Genomic DNA, 18,328 nt, shown 5'->3' with positions numbered 1-18,328 from the left:
TTTTGTGAGGGTGGGGGTACCCCCACCCTCACAAAAAAATTGCGCATACCAAAGAGACCTAGCGAATGTTCTTTTTTTCGAAAGGTCTGTATGCTATAGTTAATTTACTGTAGTTACGATTTCTGAGCTGGTAGTGCGGACTCATAATCGTACAGAATGTTTTGTGTCAGTAACTGAAAAGCCATTTTCAGAAACTTATTGATACAAGCAATAATCGCGACCTTGTGAGGCTTCCTCTGAGGTTGCGTTTTTAATTTATCGTAATAATCTACAAGGTGATTCCTTGTCTTTTTTCGTAATGTAATCATTGTCTGAATCATAAAGAAAAGGATTTTTCGCAACTTTTTATTGCCCCGCTTATTAATGCGGTCACGATACTGTGTGTTACCAGACTGATAGCGCATAATATCAATCCCTACATATGCATTCAATTGTTTCGCGTTTTTGAAGCGTTTTATATCACCTAGTTCACCAATGATTCGGCAGGCCGTTGTATCCCCAATACCAGGAATTGAATGAAGCACTTGATATTCATTACGTTCCTGCGACATCTTCGTCATTTGTTTCACAAGTAATTCTTTTTTCTCCACTAAATCGGATATACGAGATGCGTAATCACGAATTTGATCGCAGCGAATATCGGTCTCTTTAATCGCTGGATAACTATTCCTAGCTGCCTCTAGTAATAGCACAGCTTTTTCCTCAGCACGTGCTAATGACAAATTTTTTCGTGTATTGGCCTTTAACCGATTTTTAATCACCATTTTTGAATGTGCTAATAAAAAAGTTGGATGAGGATACAACTGAACAATGTTTAAAAAGAGCGCTGAACGTGGTGTGATCAATTGTTCAAGCTCTGGAAAACTAAGGTGTAAAAGCGCATGCATTCTGCTTTTTAATAATGTGATTTCCTCATCCATCTCGTCATAATAACGTGTAAGTCCACGCATCTGTTCATAATAATCATCTTGTACATAAGTTGGCTCACGTTCCATTTTAAAATGGGTTTTCGCTAGCTCATGCGCGTCACTAATATCTGTTTTATTTCGGCGCATTGAAGCCATTTGTAGGTTCGCTTCAAGTGGATTCATCCGACAATATGTATAGCCATAATCAATTAAAAATGTTTCCACTGGTTTTGAGTAAACACCTGTTGCTTCGAAAACAATTTCAGGAGCTTGTCCATCTCGCACTTTAATTTCCTTCATTTGTTCATGCAATTTTTCAAAGTCAATACGTGAATGATTGAGTTCACCTTCAAACTCGCATTGTCGATATTGATCATAAATCGCAACGGTACTTTTTCCTTTACTTACATCTAACGCCACAACATGTTTCATTAAGATTTCTCCTTTTTAGCCAATCATAGAAGTCTTCACATTGCCTTATCGATTCCATTTTCTTATACACGATCTCTTGGACCCAACATACTAAACTGATTCACATAAGGGTGTGAAGTTAGCCGGTTTTTAATACGGATTCTGATATGATCCCAGGGGCTGTTCGGCTTTCCTTCACTTCTACTATAAAAAATAGTAGCACAAACCATGGCCTTGGTTTGTACTACTAATGTTAGTATGTTTTTTATTTTTTTTCTTCAATATATTTTTCTAAAATCAATTGATGAATGGACGGATTCGCGATTAAAAACGTATCTGCTGTTAAATAATCAAAGCCCTCCCCATTAAAGTTCGTTGCAACCGCGCCGACTTCCTTGGCAATGATGACACCACCACCGATATCCCACGGTGCTAAACGCATCGAAATATATGCGTCCAGTTTGCCACTGACCACAAAGGCAATTTCCATTGCAGCGGAGCCATAAGATCGTGTTCCTCGAACAGTGCGCACAAGCTCAATAATTTTTTCATGATTAATTCGATGATTGGGTGTTACCCAGTTGGCATTAATGCCGATGACAGCCTCTTCTATTTTTAATGGCTGTAATTTGCGAAGCGGTGAACCATTATACCAAGCGCCCATACCGGCAATCGCATAAAATAAATCTTCCCGCATGACATCAAATATGTATCCCAATTTTCCAATCCCATTTACGTAAATACCAATCGTAATCATAAAGTGACGATGCTGCTTCACGAAGTTCATCGTGCCGTCAATCGGGTCAATAATCCAAACAACCCCTTCTAAGCTCTCTACCTTCTCCCCCATACCCTCTTCACCTAAAATGCGATGCGTCGGATTAAAGGCCTTAATTTTTTCGATAAAGAATAATTCTGTTTCACGGTCAATATTCGTCACTAAATCATTAGCATTTGATTTTGTTTCGATTTCGATATCATATGAAAAGGCAGCACGTATTTTTCGGCCTGCTTCAAAAATAATCTCTTTTGCAAATTCATCCACTTGTTTGATATCCATGTTAGCATCCACCTTCCAACTACAAAGCATATTGTCATAATCTAAAAAAGTATCCCCAGAAAAATAAGGTGAAATGAATAATTCATTCTATGGCATTTCTTAATAAACCCCTAATTTCCCATCCCCTTAAGCATCCAGTCATTTAAATATACTTATTATAACAAAAAAACACTTGCTATCTTCCATCTGCAAGTGTTTTTTTATTTTGGGTATGTTTTTTTTCTAAGCATACGCATGTAAACCTTTTAATTCCTCTTGGATTTCAGTTAAACGTTTTTTTGATTTATTGATTTCAGATTGGTCATTATCATTCATAGCTACAAATAATGTCGCTAATTCATAATCCATTTCAAGCATTAGAATCTCTTCGTATTGCTTTTCAATGTCTACTTTGCGTATAATTTTAATCATCTGTTTCATAATAATCACTTCCTCGTCTTTAGTATGAAACTTTTTCCATTTATCGAATTCCCCACATTTTTGACAGCCTAGTTAATAGGGTAAAACGATTTCCATTATGTGGTGGCAATTCGAATGCTAAAAAGTTTCTATTACCAGATTTTTTCCCAAAAAACGAATAAAATAAACATTTAATCGAAAGGAATCAAAAAAATATGAGCATTGTTAATTGGTCTAATGAAGACTTTAATGTATTCCAAATTGAAGGTTTAGATGAGCGTATGGAAGCTTTAACTTCAATCATTCGCCCTAAATTCCATGAGCTTGGTGAGACATTTTCTAGTTATTTTAGTGTACAAACAGGCGACGAATTTTTCGCCCACGTTGCAAAGCATGCGCGACGGACAGTCAACCCTCCAAAGGATTCTTGGGTTGCATTTGCTCCATACAAACGCGGCTACAAATCAATCCCTCACTTTCAAATTGGTCTTTGGGGTACACATGTATTTATTGTGGTGGCCGTGATTTATGAAGCACCACATAAACAAGAAATGGCTGAACGTCTACTCCAAAACATCCATATAGTGAAAAACTTAAGTGATGATTATGTGATTTCAGGCGATCATATGCAACCAGCTGCTATTCCATTAGTTGAGGCACGTGATTCGCAATTAGAAAAAATAATCGTTCGCCTACGTGATATCAAGAAAGGCGAGTTTTTAGTAGGTCGCCATATATTAGCCGAAGATGCTGTAAAAATGTCTGCACAAAACTTTTTAAAATTGGCTGAGCAAACCTTCGAAGAGCTTTTGCCAATTTACAATCGCCTAATTGGCAAAAACTAAACCATTTATTATTACTATGCACAAAAGGCTGGCAAACATTCCTATCAATTTGAAAAATGTCAAAAAAGGGGGTGTCCAAGAAATGATTCGAAGGACATCTCCTTTGTGACAAGGTTGGAGGTTAGTACGATGCCGGTCATGAATGCGCTTTCATTTAATGCGTCGGTTTTAGCATTCGTTCCTATTCTGGTCACCACGAAAAACAGCCTGTAACGGATAATTAACGCATATACGAAGCGCTGTGCGAGAAGTATTTACATTTCGCACAGCCTCTTTCTCATTATTTCATTTTTATTATTTGACCATCCGCTAATTCTTTTGCAAGTTTGACAACACGGTATGGCACATATTTACTCGCTTCTTCAAACTCGCGGCAGATTGTTTTTTCTTCCGCCTGTGAGGGTACTATTTCTTTAAAGCGCTTGTAGCGTGTCATCACTAATTCACGCTTTACTCCTTTTTCATAAGCCATTTCGATTACTTCAAAAAACTGCACAACATCGACCATTTCCTGTGTTGTCCAATCTGTATTAAGTGGATATGAATATTCCATTTCTTGTTAACCCGCCTTTACGTCATTACTGTTTTCATTTTATACACAAATCTTTTGCTTGTACAACTATACCGTGTTCCGCAATCGATTAAATCCTCCACATTCCATAAATGATAATAAATTCTTGCAATTATTCAAAAATTTTTTATAGTCAGCAACAGTAGAAGGTGCTATAATTCATTTGTTTTTAAAAAATACATTATTGTGAGGTGGTACCTGCGTTGTCACAATTAGAGACTCCTTTGTTTGATGCCTTACTCGCGCATCGCAACAGACATCCTATTCAGTTCCATATTCCAGGTCATAAAAAAGGGCAAGGAATGGATCCAGCTTACCGAGAATTCGTAGGCGACAACGTTTTATCAATTGATTTAATTAATATTGCTCCACTAGATGATTTACATGCTCCAAAAGGCGTTATTCAAGAAGCACAAGAACTTGCAGCTGAAGCCTTTGGTGCTGACCATACATTTTTTTCCGTGCAAGGTACTAGTGGCGCCATTATGACGATGATTCTGACCGTCGTTGGTCCAGGCGATAAAATTATAGTACCGCGGAATGTACATAAATCGATTATGTCAGCTATCGTTTTTGCGGGGGCTATTCCGATTTTTATTCACCCGGAAGTTGACACGGAGCTCGGCATCTCTCACGGCATTTCTCCTGAATCCGTAGAACGAGCCTTAACGACTTATCCAGATGCAAAAGCAGTACTTGTCATTAACCCAACTTACTTCGGCTTTGTCGCTGATTTAAAGCGTATTGTTGATATTGTGCATGCACGCAACATCCCCGTTATCGTTGATGAGGCACATGGTGTTCATATTAAGTTTCATGATGACTTACCACTATCAGCGATGCAAGCTGGTGCAGATATGGCTGCAACAAGTATTCACAAGCTTGGTGGCTCTATGACCGGCAGTTCTGTATTAAATGTTAAAGAAGGATTAGTTTCTGTAAAACGTGCACAATCGGTATTTTCAATGCTCACAACGACATCCACTTCCTATCCATTACTTGCTTCTCTTGACACAGCACGTCGTCAACTTGCAGTACATGGCTATGATTTGTTGGATGATGCGATTCGTTTAGCTAAGGATGCCCGAAAACGCATTAACACAATCCCACATATTCATTGTGTAGGTCGTGAAAAATTAGGAACATCCGCAACATTCGACATGGACCCGTTAAAACTTTTAATTAGCGTAAAAGATTTAGGCATTACTGGGCATGTAGCCGAAGAATGGCTACGTCAAAATGCGAATTTAGAAGTAGAATTGTCGGATCTTTATAATATTTTATGTTTAATCACAATTGGCGATACGAAAAAAGAGATTAACTTGCTTGTTAACGCACTTACTCGTATGTCACAGGCCTTTGATTCAGAAGCTACCATCACTGAAACAAATGTCAAAATCCCTGAAATTCCAGCACTTGCTATGACACCTCGTGATGCCTTCTATGCACAAACTGAAAGCATTCCATTAGCACAGGCTGAAGGGTATATTTGCGCTGAATTTATTATGGTGTATCCTCCGGGCATACCATTATTCATTCCCGGGGAAATAATAACGCAAAATACTATTGATTTTATTCAAATGAATATTGAAGCGGGACTTCCCGTGCAAGGCCCCGAAGATAGTACCTTGCAAAATATTCGCGTCATTAAAGAGCGTAAAGCGATTTATTAACGTTAAAGACCGTCAGCAACGCGCAGACGGTCTTTTTTTAAAACAAGTACATTGCGACTACCGGGATAATAAAAGCCCCAATAACCGCGCTTAAGCCCATTGATAATGACCCAATGGATAAATCCTCTTCGCTGTATTCCTTTAATTTCGTTAAACCTACACCATGCGAGGCACTGCCCATTGCGACACCACGACTAATTGCAGTATCTATTTTACACAGCTTAAATACAAGTCCCCCTAGCATTGCTCCAGTAAAGCCCGCTACCATTACTAATACGGCAGTTAATGGGGCAATTCCACCAATCCCCTCACTTACCTGCATCGCTACAGGCGTCGTCAATGATTTTGGAAGAGAAGTTAGTAGAAATGCGTTACTAGCACCAAATAAAATAAGTAACGCCACAACACTAATAAGTCCTGCCATCATTGCCACAACGATACTGATAATAATGGAATACTTATACTTGAAAATTAAGTCGCGCTGATTATATAAAGGAAACGCAAGCGCAACAACAGCTGGCCCAAGCATTTTTGAAATCCATTGACCACCTTCCATATACGTCTCATATGGAATATTAAATACGAGTAGCACGATCACCGTAATACAGGTTGCCGTTAAAATTGGCAGCAATAAAGGATGCCCCACTTTTAAATAGAGCTTATTCAATAAGATAAACATGGCTACCGTGCTACTTATGATGAACAGGATGAGTAGTAACTGTTGCAACGGGCTTGTCCTCCTTTTTTTGTAGCTCTTTCTTTTCAATCAACTGACTTACCTTCCCCGTAATCGCCATCGTAACTAGCGTACTAATAATAACCGCCAAAATTAATAGCCCCCCTGAAATCGTCAATAATTCAGGATAATTAATGACTGCTACAGTTGATGGAATAAAAAATAATGTTAAATACAAAAGTAAAAAACTTGCTCCCTGCTGTATGTATTTCACATTCAATACTTTTAAATATAAAGCCAGCCATAAAAGCACTAAGCCGATAATACTTCCCGGAATAATGATCCCGGTAATATCCACAATCGCTTGACCAACTAAGTAAAATACAATAATAATACCGATTTGAGCAATCGTACGTATAATATTCACAATTATTCCTCCTCTTCTAAAAGTCGAATTCGTGAAAGTGACTGCTTACTAGGTATCACACCTCCTACTAAGCAAAAATACACTTTATACAGTCTCATTGTACGCTCATTCAAATTTTGTGTCTATTTCAAATTTTGTCATTAACGAATGAAAATAGCGATTTTTCGACTTTAATTTACTCTTTAGGTTGATTTGAAGAAAGTTTTGCACAAAAAAAGACTACGCCGCACAAAAATTTGTACGCCGTAGCCTGGAATTGTTATTTATTATTTCGTTACGATGTGGATTGGGTTGCCTAATAATACTTCAGCAGCTTCCATCGTAATTTCACCTAATGTTGGGTGAGCATGGATTGTTAATGCGATGTCTTCTGCAGTCATACCTGCTTCAATTGCAGTAGCCATCTCAGCGATCATGTCAGATGCACCAACACCAACGATTTGTGCACCAACTAATAAGCCGTCTTCTTTACGAGCTACTAATTTAACGAAGCCGTCAGTTGCATTAAGAGCTAACGCACGACCGTTTGCAGCGAATGGGAATTTTGCCGCTTTCACTTCAAGGCCTTCCGCTTTTGCTTGCTCTTCCGAATAGCCTACAGTTGCCATTTCTGGATCTGTGAAGCATACTGCTGGAATTGCTAAGTAATCCACTACTGATGGTTCACCAGCGATTGCTTCTGCAGCCACTTTACCTTCATAAGAAGCTTTGTGCGCAAGTTGTGGACCTGCAACGATATCACCGATTGCAAAAATGTTCGGTACAGAAGTACGACCTTGTTTATCAACCTTTAATAAACCACGGTCAGCGAATTCGATTCCGATTTCTTGTAAACCTAGCTCGTCTGTATTTGGACGACGACCTACAGTTACTAAAACGTAATCTGCTTCAACTGTTTTTTCTTCGCCACCCACTTCATAAGTAACGATAACGCCATTTTCATTTTCTTCAACGCCTTTAGCAGATGCGTTTACTACAACTTCAACGCCTTTCTTTTTAAGGCCTTTTTTAACGATTTGCGTCATTTGTTTTTCAAAACCAGCTAAGATGTCTTTGCCGCCTTCGATAATTGTTACTTGAGAACCTAAGTTAGCATAAGCAGAACCTAGCTCGGTACCGATGTAACCACCACCGATTACAACTAATTTACCTGGCACTTCAGGGAATGATAACGCGCCTGTAGAAGATACTACACGCTTCGTAAATTTGAATGTTGGGATTTCGATTGGACGAGATCCAGTTGCTAAAATTGCATTTTTGAACGTGTAAGTTTGTGCTTTGTCGCCATCGATTACACGTACAGTATTACCATCTACGAAATAAGCTTCACCTTTTAAGATATCTACTTTATTTCCTTTTAATAAGCCTTCAACGCCGCCTACTAATTTTTTTACAACGCCGTCTTTGAATGCTTGTGCTTTAGACCAGTCTAATTTAACTTCTGAAGCAACAACACCCATATCATCTGAATGCTGTGCATGCTCAAAACGGTGACCTACAGAAATTAAAGCTTTTGATGGGATACAGCCAACGTTTAAACAAACGCCACCTAATGCTCCACGTTCTACGATTGTAACTTTTTGACCTGTTTGTGCTGCGCGAATCGCTGCTACATAACCACCAGGGCCTGAACCTACTACAAGAGTATCTAGTTCAATTGGAAAATCTCCTACTACCATTTTTTACGCCTCCATTAATAAAAGTTGCGGCTCACTTAATAAACGTTTTAAATGATTTAAAGCGTTTTGTGCAGTCGCTCCATCGATCATGCGATGATCAAAGCTCAATGATAATGCTAACACATGTGCCGCTACAATTTCACCATTTTTTATTACTGGTTTCTCTGAAATACGACCAATTCCTAAAATTGCTACTTCAGGATGATTAATTACAGGTGTAAACCATTGTCCACCTGCCGAACCAATATTTGTAATCGACATCGACGCACCCTTCATTTCATGCGGTGCTAGCTTACCATCACGTGCCTTTACAGCAAGCTCATTAATTTCTGAAGATAAGCCAAATACGGATTTACGATCAGCATGCTTAATTACCGGAACTAATAAACCTTTTTCTGTATCAGCAGCGATACCAATATTATAATAATGTTTTTGAATAATTTCTTGTGTCGCATCATCTAATGAACGATTGAATTCAGGGAATTTACGTAAAGTCGAGATTAAAGCCTTCACAACATACGGTAAATATGTTAATTTAACCCCTTGCTCTGCTGCAACATCCTTAAATTGCTTGCGATGTGCTACTAACGCGGATACATCCACTTCATCCATTAATGTTACATGTGGAGCTGTATGCTTCGAATGTACCATGGCTTTTGCAATCGCTTTACGGATACCACTCATTTTTTCACGTGTTTCTGGGAATTCTCCTTCAAGCACAACTGGCGCTGCTTTTGCGTTTTCAGTTGTTGCCTTTGTAGCTGGTGCTTCTTGTGCTGTTACTTCCTCTACTTGTGCTTGCGAACCACCGTTTAAGAAGCTTTCGATATCTTCTTTCATGACACGACCATTTTTTCCTGTGCCTGCTACTTGAGCGATGTCTACACCTTTTTCACGTGCGTATTTTCGAACAGATGGCATCGCAATAATGCGTTTATTAGCAGCCACTTCTTGTTCATTATTAGTGGAAGGTGCTTCTTGTTTTGGTGCTTGGGCATCGTCAGATACTGCTTCTTTTTTCACAGCTTGACCAGCCTCAGCCGTTGCTTGTACTTGGGCTTCTGTTTTTGCTGATTCGTTTGCATCGTGGTGATCGTCACCTTTTAGCTTTAAATCTTCATAGCCAGGTGCATCAAAACGAATTAATGCATCCCCAACAACAGCAACTACGCCTTCTTCTACAAAAATTTCTTCAACTGTACCGTCTACTGGTGAAGGAATTTCTACGACTGCTTTGTCATTTTGTACTTCTGCTAAAATATCATCTTCTTTTACTTGATCGCCTGGTTTCACAAACCACTTCACGATTTCGCCTTCATGAATACCTTCTCCAATATCTGGTAAACGGAACGTAAATGCCATCTCTCTCACCCTCGATTCTTAGAATGTTAAAACTTTTTTCGCAGTTTCCATTACATCTTTATATGTTGGTAACCATACACCCTCAGCTTGCGGGAATGGATAAATTGTATCTGGCGCGGCCACACGTAATACTGGTGCTTCTAATGAAAGAATGGCACGCTCTGTAATTTCTGCTACAACATTTGCTGCAATCCCAGCTTGCTTTTGTGCTTCTTGTACAACGATTGCACGTCCTGTTTTTTCAACTGAAGCAATAATTGTTTCAATATCAAGTGGTTGAATTGTACGTAAATCGACTACCTCAACTGAATAGCCTTCTTTTTCAAGCTCTTCTGCTGCCTTTAAAGACTCATGCACCATTAAGCCGTAAGCAATGATTGACAAGTCTTTTCCTTCGCGCTTCACGTCTGCTTTTCCGATTTCGATTGTGTATGCTTCTTCAGGCACTTCTTCACGGAATGAACGATAAAGCTTTAAGTGCTCTAAGAAAATAACTGGGTCATTATCTCGAATTGAAGCGATTAATAAACCTTTCGCGTCATATGGAGTGGACGGAATGACTACTTTTAAACCTGGTGATTGTGCCATTAACCCTTCTAATGAGTCTGAATGCATCTCTGGTGTATGTACACCACCACCAAATGGGGAACGAATCGTTACCGGTGCATTGTACGTTCCACCAGAACGGTATTTCATACGTGCTAATTGACCACTAATCGAATCCATTACTTCAAAAACGAAGCCGAAAAATTGAATTTCTGGCACTGGACGGTAGCCCGTTAATGCTAAACCGATTGCTAAACCACCGATACCAGATTCAGCAAGTGGTGTATCAAATACACGTTCTACTCCGAATTCTTTTTGAAGACCTTCTGTTGCACGGAATACCCCTCCGTTTACTCCAACGTCCTCGCCGAATACTAATACGTTTTCGTCTTTTTTTAATTCGCAACGTAATGCATCTGTAATTGCTTGAATCATCGTCATTTGTGCCATGGCTTATTTCGACTCCTTCTCTTTATAAATTGCATATTGCTCTTTTAAGTTTGATGGCATATCTTCTGCGTACATATTATCCATTAGCTCTGTTACTTTTTGTTTTGGCGCTTGGTCTGCTAATTTGATGGCTTCTTTAATTTCTTCTTTTGCACGCTCGATTACTGCCTCTTCTTTTTGCTCATCCCATAGCCCTTTTGCTTCTAAGAATTTACGGAAGCGAATTAATGGATCCTTCGCTGCCCACTCGTTGTCTGTATCCGATGTACGGTAACGAGTTGGGTCATCTCCTGCCATTGTATGTGGGCCATAACGGTAACACATTGTTTCGATTAAAGTTGGACCTTCGCCACGAACTGCTCGATCACGCGCATCCTTTGTCGCTGCATATACTGCTAATGGGTCCATTCCGTCAACAAGAACCGATGGAATACCTGCTGCAATCCCTTTTTGTGCGATTGTTTTTGCTGCTGTTTGGAGCTCACGTGGCGTTGAAATCGCGAATTGGTTATTTTGTACGATGAAAATTGCTGGTGATTTAAATGCACCGGCAAAGTTAATACCTTCGTAGAAATCCCCCTGTGAAGAACCACCATCACCTGTATACGTAATCGCTACTGTTTTTGAGCCGCGCTTTTGTAAGCCTAATGCAACTCCCGCTGTTTGAATATATTGTGCACCGATAATAATTTGTGGTGCTAAAATATTTACCCCTTCAGGCACTTGGTTTCCAATAAAGTGACCACGGCTGAATAAAAATGCTTTCCATAATGGGAGTCCATGCATCACAATTTGTGGTACATCACGGTAACCCGGTAAAATCCAGTCCTCTTTTTCAAGCGCATAATGGGACGCTAATTGCGACGCCTCTTGACCAGCTGTTGGTGCATAGAAACCTAAGCGACCTTGACGATTTAATGAAATCGAGCGTTGGTCTAAAATACGCACATAAACCATGCGCGTCATTAATTCTACCAATTGCTCGTCCGTTAATTCCGGCATTGCTGCTTCATTTACTACTTCACCGTTTTCATTTAAGATTTGGAACATTTCAAATTTGCTTTCAATCTCTTGTAATGTACCAGTTGGATCTAATTGATTCATCATTTTTTCTGCCATTGTTTCCATCCCCTTTGAACTGTATTAAAAAAAACTTAATTTTGAATAGTACAATATTGTTATAAACTGAGTATAATGAATAAAATTCCATCGGTCAATCATTGTTTATCATCTAAATTAAAGAAATTTCTGCTTTCAGCGAAATTATAACAGTAACATCAACTGTACTACAATCCATTCATATCTGTACTATAATAGGATAATGATTTGAATTTCAAAATAATTCAATAACCACTACTATTCGTTCCCTATTTCATCCAAAATTAATCTAATAGATGAATTATTCTGCCTTTCAATAGTTTTTTCTATTTCACTTTTTCTAAGTCGTGTATACTTAAAGGTAATTAAGTTAGAATTGAAAGGAAGTTTCACATGATTTTAATGGAACATATTATTCGTGACGGTCACCCTACATTGCGTAAGCGTGCTGAGGAGGTAACCTTCCCGTTAACACAAGAAGAGCGTCAATTAGCTGAGGATATGCTGCAATATATAATCAACAGCCAAGATCCTGAATTAGCTGAAAAATATAATTTACGCGGTGGCATTGGTTTAGCTGCCAACCAAGTAAATAGCTTAAAGCGCATGTTCGCCTTACATTTAGAAGATGATAAAGGGGAGCTATTAAGTTTCGTTGCAGTCAATCCAAAAATCGTGAGCCACTCGGTGGAACAAACGTATATTACAAGTGGTGAAGGCTGTCTTTCTGTAGACCGTGCTGTACCAGGCTATGTGCCGCGACACGCACGTATTACAGTCAAATTTATGACACTCGATGGTGAGGAAAAGAAAATCCGCTTAACTGGCTTACCCGCAATCGCTTTCCAGCATGAGTTGGATCATTTAAACGGTATCATGTTCTACGACCGCATCAATGAAAAAGATCCATTTGCAGAAATCGAAAATGCCAATCCATACGGTAGAGAGTAATATTTTTTCAATATAAACCTTTAGAAAAAGAGTAGGTGCACGATACATTCATGCGCCTACTCTTTTTCGTTTAATTTTTGGGGTTAGGAAATAGATTGCAAGCATTATGCCAATTATATTAATTTAAGCTCCTTCATCACATGATAAAGGCCATCTTCATCTACATGCCCCGCGATTACAGATGCTGCTTGTTTTGCTTTTTCATGACCATTGCCCATCGCAACGCCTAATCCCACTTCGCTTAACATTTCCACATCATTCAAGCCATCACCAAATGCAATCACATCTTTTATATCAAAATCGGTATGCTCAATTAATTTACTAATACCAAGTGCCTTTGACCCACCATTCGGAAGCATATCGCATGAATATCGATGCCAACGAACAAATTGAACAGTTGGGAATTGTTGTTCATATAGCACTTGCTCTTGCTGATTTGAAAATAATAGCGTTTGATAAACCGAGTTGTGTAAATAATAGTTTTTATCAATTGCTGGGTAAGAAAATTGCAATGTCTCCAGGCTTTCTTCAATTTGCGAATACCCATTTGCTGTGGCAATCATTTCTTTTTCGTTTAAAAAAACAAATGGGTGGTCATGCTGCGCACCAAATTGCAATATCTCCTCTAGCGTTTCTTTGGGAATTTGATTTGTATAAATCACTTCGCCTTTGTATACGACATACTGACCGTTAAATGTTACGTATGTATCAATTTGAAGTTCTTCTAAAATTTCAGCAATCATAAACGGTGCCCGTCCTGTTGCAATCGCTATTTCATGGCCGTTTTCACGCGCTTTGAAAAGGGCCTCCTTCGCCGATGCGGGAAGCTGTTTATTTGAATCATACAACGTACCATCTACATCAAAAAATAATAATTTTTTCATTGTTATCTTCCTTTATTATAGTGACCCTTTACAAAAATCAGAAAATTCCGTATAATGAGAGTAAGGAGTGATGACCCATGTTACGACGTCTCAAAAAGAAATGGCTAAAACAATTAAACGGCATCCTCGGAAAAAAACTAATGGCATAACTTACTTCATTTTCAGTTGATACGTCTTGATTATGACGTGTCATTTTTTTATGCTTTCGACAGGTTTATCCATCATTTTTAAAGGGCTTTTCTTTATTTTAAAGGAGTCCCATGATAATATAAAGGAAATGCGTTTTTCTTTTTAAATCGACGCAATAATAATGTTCGTTATTAAAGGAGAGTAACTATGATTTACAAAGTTTATTATCAAGAAGGTATTTCAGAAATTCCAGTTCGCGAAAACACGAAAGTTGTATATGTAGAAGGGGCATCTGAACGCGAAGTACGCTTTTTCTTAAAAGACCGCAACTACAACATTGAGCTTGTTCAGCTTTTAGAAGGCAACTACTTAGAGTATGAGCAAAACAGCCCGAATTTCCATCTGGAGAACGCTTAATTGTTATGAAATTTGTTAAAAATGATCAAGCGGCTGTATTCGCACTCGGCGGACTGGGCGAAATCGGCAAAAACACATACGCAGTACAGTTCCAAGACGAAATCATTTTAATTGACGCAGGTATTAAATTCCCTGAGGACGACTTACTTGGAATTGACTACGTTATTCCGGACTATACGTATCTTGTTCGAAACGTAGACAAAATTAAAGGCTTATTTATTACACATGGTCACGAAGATCATATCGGCGGGATTCCTTACCTGTTACGTCAAGTAAACGTTCCTGTTTATGGTGGTAAATTAGCTTTAGGCTTATTACGCAACAAATTAGAAGAGCATGGTTTATTACGTACAACAAAATTAATCGAATTTAAAGAAGACGATGTTATTAAGTTCCGTAAAACTTCTGTGAGCTTCTTCCGTACAACACATAGTATTCCAGATGCATATGGTATCGTTGTCAAAACACCACCTGGTAACATCGTGCATACAGGGGACTTCAAATTTGACTTCACCCCTGTAGGCGAACCTGCCAACTTAACGAAAATGGCTGAAATTGGTCGTGATGGCGTGCTTTGCTTACTATCTGATAGTACAAATGCTGAAAAAACAGAGTTCACAATGTCAGAACGCACTGTAGGAAAAAGTATTGATGAAATTTTCCGCAAAGTAGATGGACGTATTATCTTTGCGACATTCGCATCAAACATCCACCGTTTACAGCAGGCTACTGATGCAGCGGTAAAATACGGTCGTAAAATCGCTGTATTCGGTCGTTCAATGGACAATGCCATTACAATCGGTCGTGAATTAGGCTATATTACAGCACCAAAAGAAACATTTGTTGACGTACAAAGCTTAAATCGCTTACCTGCAAATGAAGTGATGATTTTATGTACAGGTTCTCAAGGTGAACCAATGGCTGCCTTATCACGAATTGCAAACGGTACACACCGTCAAATTCAAATTCAACCTGGTGATACGGTTGTATTCTCATCTTCTCCAGTACCTGGTAATACGATGAGTGTCAACAAAATTATCAACTTATTATTCCGAGCTGGTGCAGAAGTTATTCACGGTGCATTAAACAATATCCATACTTCTGGTCATGGTTCTCAACAAGAGCAAAAGCTAATGCTACGTCTCATCAAACCGAAGTTCTTTATGCCAATTCACGGTGAATATCGTATGCTAAAAATTCATACCGAACTTGCTGAGGCATGTGATATTCCTTTAGATCATTCATTCGTTATGGAAAATGGTGATGTTCTAGCATTAAGTGCAAACGAGGCACATGTTGCGGGTCGCATTCCTTCTGGTGATGTGTATATCGATGGCAACGGAATTGGGGATATCGGCAATATCGTGCTACGTGACCGCCGTATTCTTTCTGAAGAAGGCTTAGTCATCGTCGTTGTAAGTGCTGATATGGCCAACAACAAAATTGTTTCAGGTCCCGATATTATTTCTCGCGGATTTGTGTACATGCGTGAATCAGGTACCATGATTAACGAAGCGCAAAAAATGTTAAATCAACATTTAAACAGCACAATTCAAGAGAAAGATACGCAATGGAGTGACTTGAAAAACGAAATTACTGACGTTTTAGGACCGTATTTATACGAAAAAACAAAGCGTCGTCCAATGATTTTACCGATTATTATGGAAGTATAAAAATAAGGTCGCTTACTTTTTCATGTAAGCGACCTTTCTTTGTCTATTTTTCACAAATATCTTGACGTAACAGCTAGCCCTACGCTTGAATCATCTTTTTCACAAATCGGTTAATATCCACATCTGCCCCTATTATGAGTAACACATCCCCTAATTGAATGCGTTCTGTTGCTGGTGGAGAAATCATAATATCCTCTCCACGCGTAATGCCGACAATGTTGACACCATATTTTGCACGAATATCTAATTCAATTAATGAATAGCCAGCAATATTTTCACTTGCTCGAATCTCCATAATGGAATGCTCTCCTGATAATTCTAAGTAATCAAGCACGCTATTAGAAATCATATTGTTGGCAATACGGATGCCCATGTCGCGCTCAGGATGCACGACAAAATCAGCGCCAATTTTCCGCAATACTTTTTCATGATAATCATTTTGTGCTTTTACCGTAATTTGCTGTACACCGAGTTCTTTTAAGATGAGCGTCGTTAAAATGCTCGATTGAATATCTTCTCCTATTGCCACAATGACATGCTCGAAGTTCCATAAGCCTAGTGATTTTACAGTTTCTTCTTCAGTTGTATCGGCAACAACCGCCTGTGTAGCAATACGGGCGAATTCATCGACACGCTCGCTATCTGTATCGATTGCCATAACGTTCGCGCCCTGCTTTACGAGCTCTCGCACAATACTGCCTCCGAAACGACCTAATCCAATTACTACGAATTCTTTTTTCATATAGTCTCCTCCGAACCAATCATTGCCAACATTTTACCGCACTTAACGAATTGTTACCACTAATCAATTACGACTCAGCGCAACTTTTACTAAAGCCAGTTAAAGAATTCGTTCAATTTTTTGCTGTAATGATTTTGTCGCTAGAAATCCCACTTTAAGAAAGCGTAAGCGTTGCTGATCATCAAATAAATAATAGGCAGGCACGATTCGATTTTCAAACGCATCACTAATTTTTAATTCATGATCGGCGTAAATCGGAATCTTTAATTGTAAGCGTTGGGTTGTATCTTTTAATCGATCGATTGAGTAATCGCTTTTTTCTATCGGCATATGAACGGCACAAACCGAAAGCCGATTTTGATAAAGCGCTTGAATTGCATTTAGTTTTTCAATCGATTGTTTACACTGCGGGCAGCTCATTGACCAAAAATAAAGAAAGGTTGGCAATGTACCTTCCGTTTGCACCTGCTGCTTATTTAAAATAACAGAAGCACCTTTTAACTCGGGCATAGCTGTATACAGTTTCATTTATCTCCTCCTCCAACTAGCATATGTATGCATTTTGAAATACGTACAGAATCACTTAAAAGTGCTACCTTCTAGACATAAGGTGGATTTCTCCAAAAAAGTTGACTATAAGGCGAATCCTTCTAATTCCCTTCTTCTACCTTAAGGGAATTTGGTAATTTCCAACTAAAATTCCTCTCAAAAGCAGCACAAATAGACTTGAAAAACTTGCTAGAAGCTGTATAATTGTTATTGCTTTCGTAAACATAAAGTTTTGTAAAAGTAAACTTCCGTACTTAAGGTTTAACAATAGTAAACTGTTGCGGGGGATTTTTTAATGCCTAAAAGGAGCGTGACCACATGCAAATTGGTACAAAGATCAAAGCTTTACGCCTAAAAAAAGGTCTTACCCAAGAAGAGCTTGGGGAACGTACAGACTTAACTAAAGGCTATATATCTCAATTGGAGCGCGATTTAAACTCTCCTTCAATCGAAACCTTATTCAACTTATTAGAGGTGCTAGGCTGTTCACCGCGCGACTTCTTTGATGACGAGCAAGAAAATGAACAAATTGTCTTTACAAAAGATGACCAAACGAGCTTTATTGACCACGATAAAAAATACGAAATTGAGTGGTTAATCCCGACATCCAATGAAAATGAAATGGAACCTGTTTTTATCACATTGCAAAAGGATGCTGAATTTAAAGCGTTTGAGCCTTCATTAGCAGAAACCTTTATTTATGTAATCAATGGACGCATTCGTGTTGTACTTGGCGACGATGAATATATCGCCAGCGAGGGGAATGCTGTGTACTACGAGGCATCTTCCAATCACCAAATATTTAATGCGCATAACGGTATTACGAGATTATTATTAGTCGCAACGCAATCTTATTTATAATTTAGGAGGCTACTTAC

At 38.7% G+C, this 18,328-nt stretch carries 19 protein-coding genes; 6 read left to right on the top strand and 13 right to left on the bottom strand.

Going from position 1 to position 18,328, the window contains the following annotated elements; genetic code table 11:
* Positions 1-113 precede the first annotated feature (113 nt).
* The 3 genes from MKX47_RS04010 to MKX47_RS04000 form a co-directional block, all read right to left on the bottom strand.
* The gene (locus MKX47_RS04010; RefSeq protein ID WP_340770271.1) at positions 114-1,340 is read right to left on the bottom strand and encodes an IS110 family transposase; all 1,227 of its coding nucleotides are present in this window, start codon (positions 1,338-1,340) and stop codon (positions 114-116) included.
* Positions 1,341-1,584: 244 nt separating this feature from the next.
* Positions 1,585-2,379, bottom strand: a complete 795-nt coding sequence (locus MKX47_RS04005; RefSeq protein ID WP_340771390.1) for an inositol monophosphatase family protein — start codon at positions 2,377-2,379, stop codon at positions 1,585-1,587.
* Positions 2,380-2,601: 222 nt separating this feature from the next.
* Positions 2,602-2,799: a hypothetical protein gene (locus MKX47_RS04000; protein WP_340771388.1), complete on the bottom strand. Its 198-nt coding sequence runs from the start codon at positions 2,797-2,799 to the stop codon at positions 2,602-2,604.
* Positions 2,800-2,993: 194 nt separating this feature from the next.
* On the opposite strand from MKX47_RS04000, the gene MKX47_RS03995 reads away from it, so the two are divergent.
* Positions 2,994-3,623, top strand: a complete 630-nt coding sequence (locus MKX47_RS03995; protein ID WP_340771386.1) for a YktB family protein — start codon at positions 2,994-2,996, stop codon at positions 3,621-3,623.
* Positions 3,624-3,903: 280 nt separating this feature from the next.
* On the opposite strand, the gene MKX47_RS03990 is transcribed toward MKX47_RS03995, so the two are convergent.
* Positions 3,904-4,176 (bottom strand): UPF0223 family protein, encoded by a 273-nt coding sequence (locus tag MKX47_RS03990; RefSeq protein WP_340771383.1) that lies wholly within the window; start codon positions 4,174-4,176, stop codon positions 3,904-3,906.
* Between the two features lie 221 nt (positions 4,177-4,397).
* Here MKX47_RS03990 and MKX47_RS03985 point away from each other — a divergent pair, with 221 nt between their 5' ends.
* Complete coding sequence (locus tag MKX47_RS03985) at positions 4,398-5,867, top strand: aminotransferase class I/II-fold pyridoxal phosphate-dependent enzyme (protein ID WP_340771381.1); 1,470 nt, start codon at positions 4,398-4,400, stop codon at positions 5,865-5,867.
* A gap of 37 nt (positions 5,868-5,904) precedes the next feature.
* Here the strand turns inward: MKX47_RS03985 and MKX47_RS03980 are convergent, their stop codons facing one another.
* From MKX47_RS03980 to pdhA, 6 genes are all read right to left on the bottom strand, one after another.
* Entirely contained in the window at positions 5,905-6,594 is a 690-nt protein-coding gene (locus tag MKX47_RS03980; RefSeq protein ID WP_340771380.1) for an LrgB family protein, read from the bottom strand.
* Complete coding sequence (locus MKX47_RS03975; protein WP_340771377.1) at positions 6,557-6,970, bottom strand: CidA/LrgA family protein; 414 nt, start codon at positions 6,968-6,970, stop codon at positions 6,557-6,559. Before MKX47_RS03975 ends, MKX47_RS03980 begins: the two co-directional genes overlap by 38 nt.
* Before the next feature lie 266 nt (positions 6,971-7,236).
* A complete protein-coding gene (gene lpdA / locus MKX47_RS03970) occupies positions 7,237-8,649 on the bottom strand; it encodes a dihydrolipoyl dehydrogenase (RefSeq protein WP_340771374.1) in 1,413 nt (470 codons plus the stop codon).
* A gap of 3 nt (positions 8,650-8,652) precedes the next feature.
* Positions 8,653-10,011 (bottom strand): dihydrolipoamide acetyltransferase family protein, encoded by a 1,359-nt coding sequence (locus MKX47_RS03965; RefSeq protein WP_340771371.1) that lies wholly within the window; start codon positions 10,009-10,011, stop codon positions 8,653-8,655.
* A gap of 18 nt (positions 10,012-10,029) precedes the next feature.
* On the bottom strand, positions 10,030-11,007 hold the full coding sequence (locus MKX47_RS03960) for an alpha-ketoacid dehydrogenase subunit beta (RefSeq protein WP_340771368.1): 978 nt from the start codon (positions 11,005-11,007) through the stop codon (positions 10,030-10,032).
* Positions 11,008-11,010: 3 nt separating this feature from the next.
* Complete coding sequence (gene pdhA / locus MKX47_RS03955) at positions 11,011-12,126, bottom strand: pyruvate dehydrogenase (acetyl-transferring) E1 component subunit alpha (protein ID WP_340771366.1); 1,116 nt, start codon at positions 12,124-12,126, stop codon at positions 11,011-11,013.
* Positions 12,127-12,498: 372 nt separating this feature from the next.
* Between pdhA and def the strand changes: the two genes are divergently transcribed.
* Positions 12,499-13,056, top strand: a complete 558-nt coding sequence (gene def / locus MKX47_RS03950; RefSeq protein WP_340771363.1) for a peptide deformylase — start codon at positions 12,499-12,501, stop codon at positions 13,054-13,056.
* Positions 13,057-13,169: 113 nt separating this feature from the next.
* On the opposite strand, the gene MKX47_RS03945 is transcribed toward def, so the two are convergent.
* On the bottom strand, positions 13,170-13,940 hold the full coding sequence (locus tag MKX47_RS03945; protein WP_340771360.1) for a Cof-type HAD-IIB family hydrolase: 771 nt from the start codon (positions 13,938-13,940) through the stop codon (positions 13,170-13,172).
* Positions 13,941-14,276: 336 nt separating this feature from the next.
* Between MKX47_RS03945 and MKX47_RS03940 the strand changes: the two genes are divergently transcribed.
* Together MKX47_RS03940 and rnjA are read left to right on the top strand one after the other, a co-directional pair.
* The gene (locus MKX47_RS03940; RefSeq protein ID WP_340771357.1) at positions 14,277-14,486 is read left to right on the top strand and encodes a DNA-dependent RNA polymerase subunit epsilon; all 210 of its coding nucleotides are present in this window, start codon (positions 14,277-14,279) and stop codon (positions 14,484-14,486) included.
* A 5-nt stretch (positions 14,487-14,491) separates the two neighbouring features.
* Entirely contained in the window at positions 14,492-16,159 is a 1,668-nt protein-coding gene (rnjA, locus tag MKX47_RS03935) for a ribonuclease J1 (RefSeq protein ID WP_340771354.1), read from the top strand.
* A gap of 79 nt (positions 16,160-16,238) precedes the next feature.
* On the opposite strand, the gene MKX47_RS03930 is transcribed toward rnjA, so the two are convergent.
* Together MKX47_RS03930 and MKX47_RS03925 are read right to left on the bottom strand one after the other, a co-directional pair.
* Positions 16,239-16,901, bottom strand: coding sequence for a potassium channel family protein (locus MKX47_RS03930; RefSeq protein WP_340771352.1), 663 nt, complete (start codon positions 16,899-16,901; stop codon positions 16,239-16,241).
* A gap of 99 nt (positions 16,902-17,000) precedes the next feature.
* Positions 17,001-17,429, bottom strand: coding sequence for a TlpA family protein disulfide reductase (locus MKX47_RS03925; RefSeq protein ID WP_340771349.1), 429 nt, complete (start codon positions 17,427-17,429; stop codon positions 17,001-17,003).
* 339 nt (positions 17,430-17,768) lie between these two features.
* Between MKX47_RS03925 and MKX47_RS03920 the strand changes: the two genes are divergently transcribed.
* Entirely contained in the window at positions 17,769-18,311 is a 543-nt protein-coding gene (locus tag MKX47_RS03920; RefSeq protein ID WP_340771346.1) for a helix-turn-helix domain-containing protein, read from the top strand.
* Positions 18,312-18,328 lie beyond the last annotated feature (17 nt).

Source organism: Solibacillus sp. FSL R7-0668 (assembly GCF_038006205.1).
Lineage (GTDB): Bacteria > Bacillota > Bacilli > Bacillales_A > Planococcaceae > Solibacillus.
The sequence above is the reverse complement of the archived record's forward strand: the minus strand, read 5'-3'. Positions and strand labels throughout refer to the sequence as shown.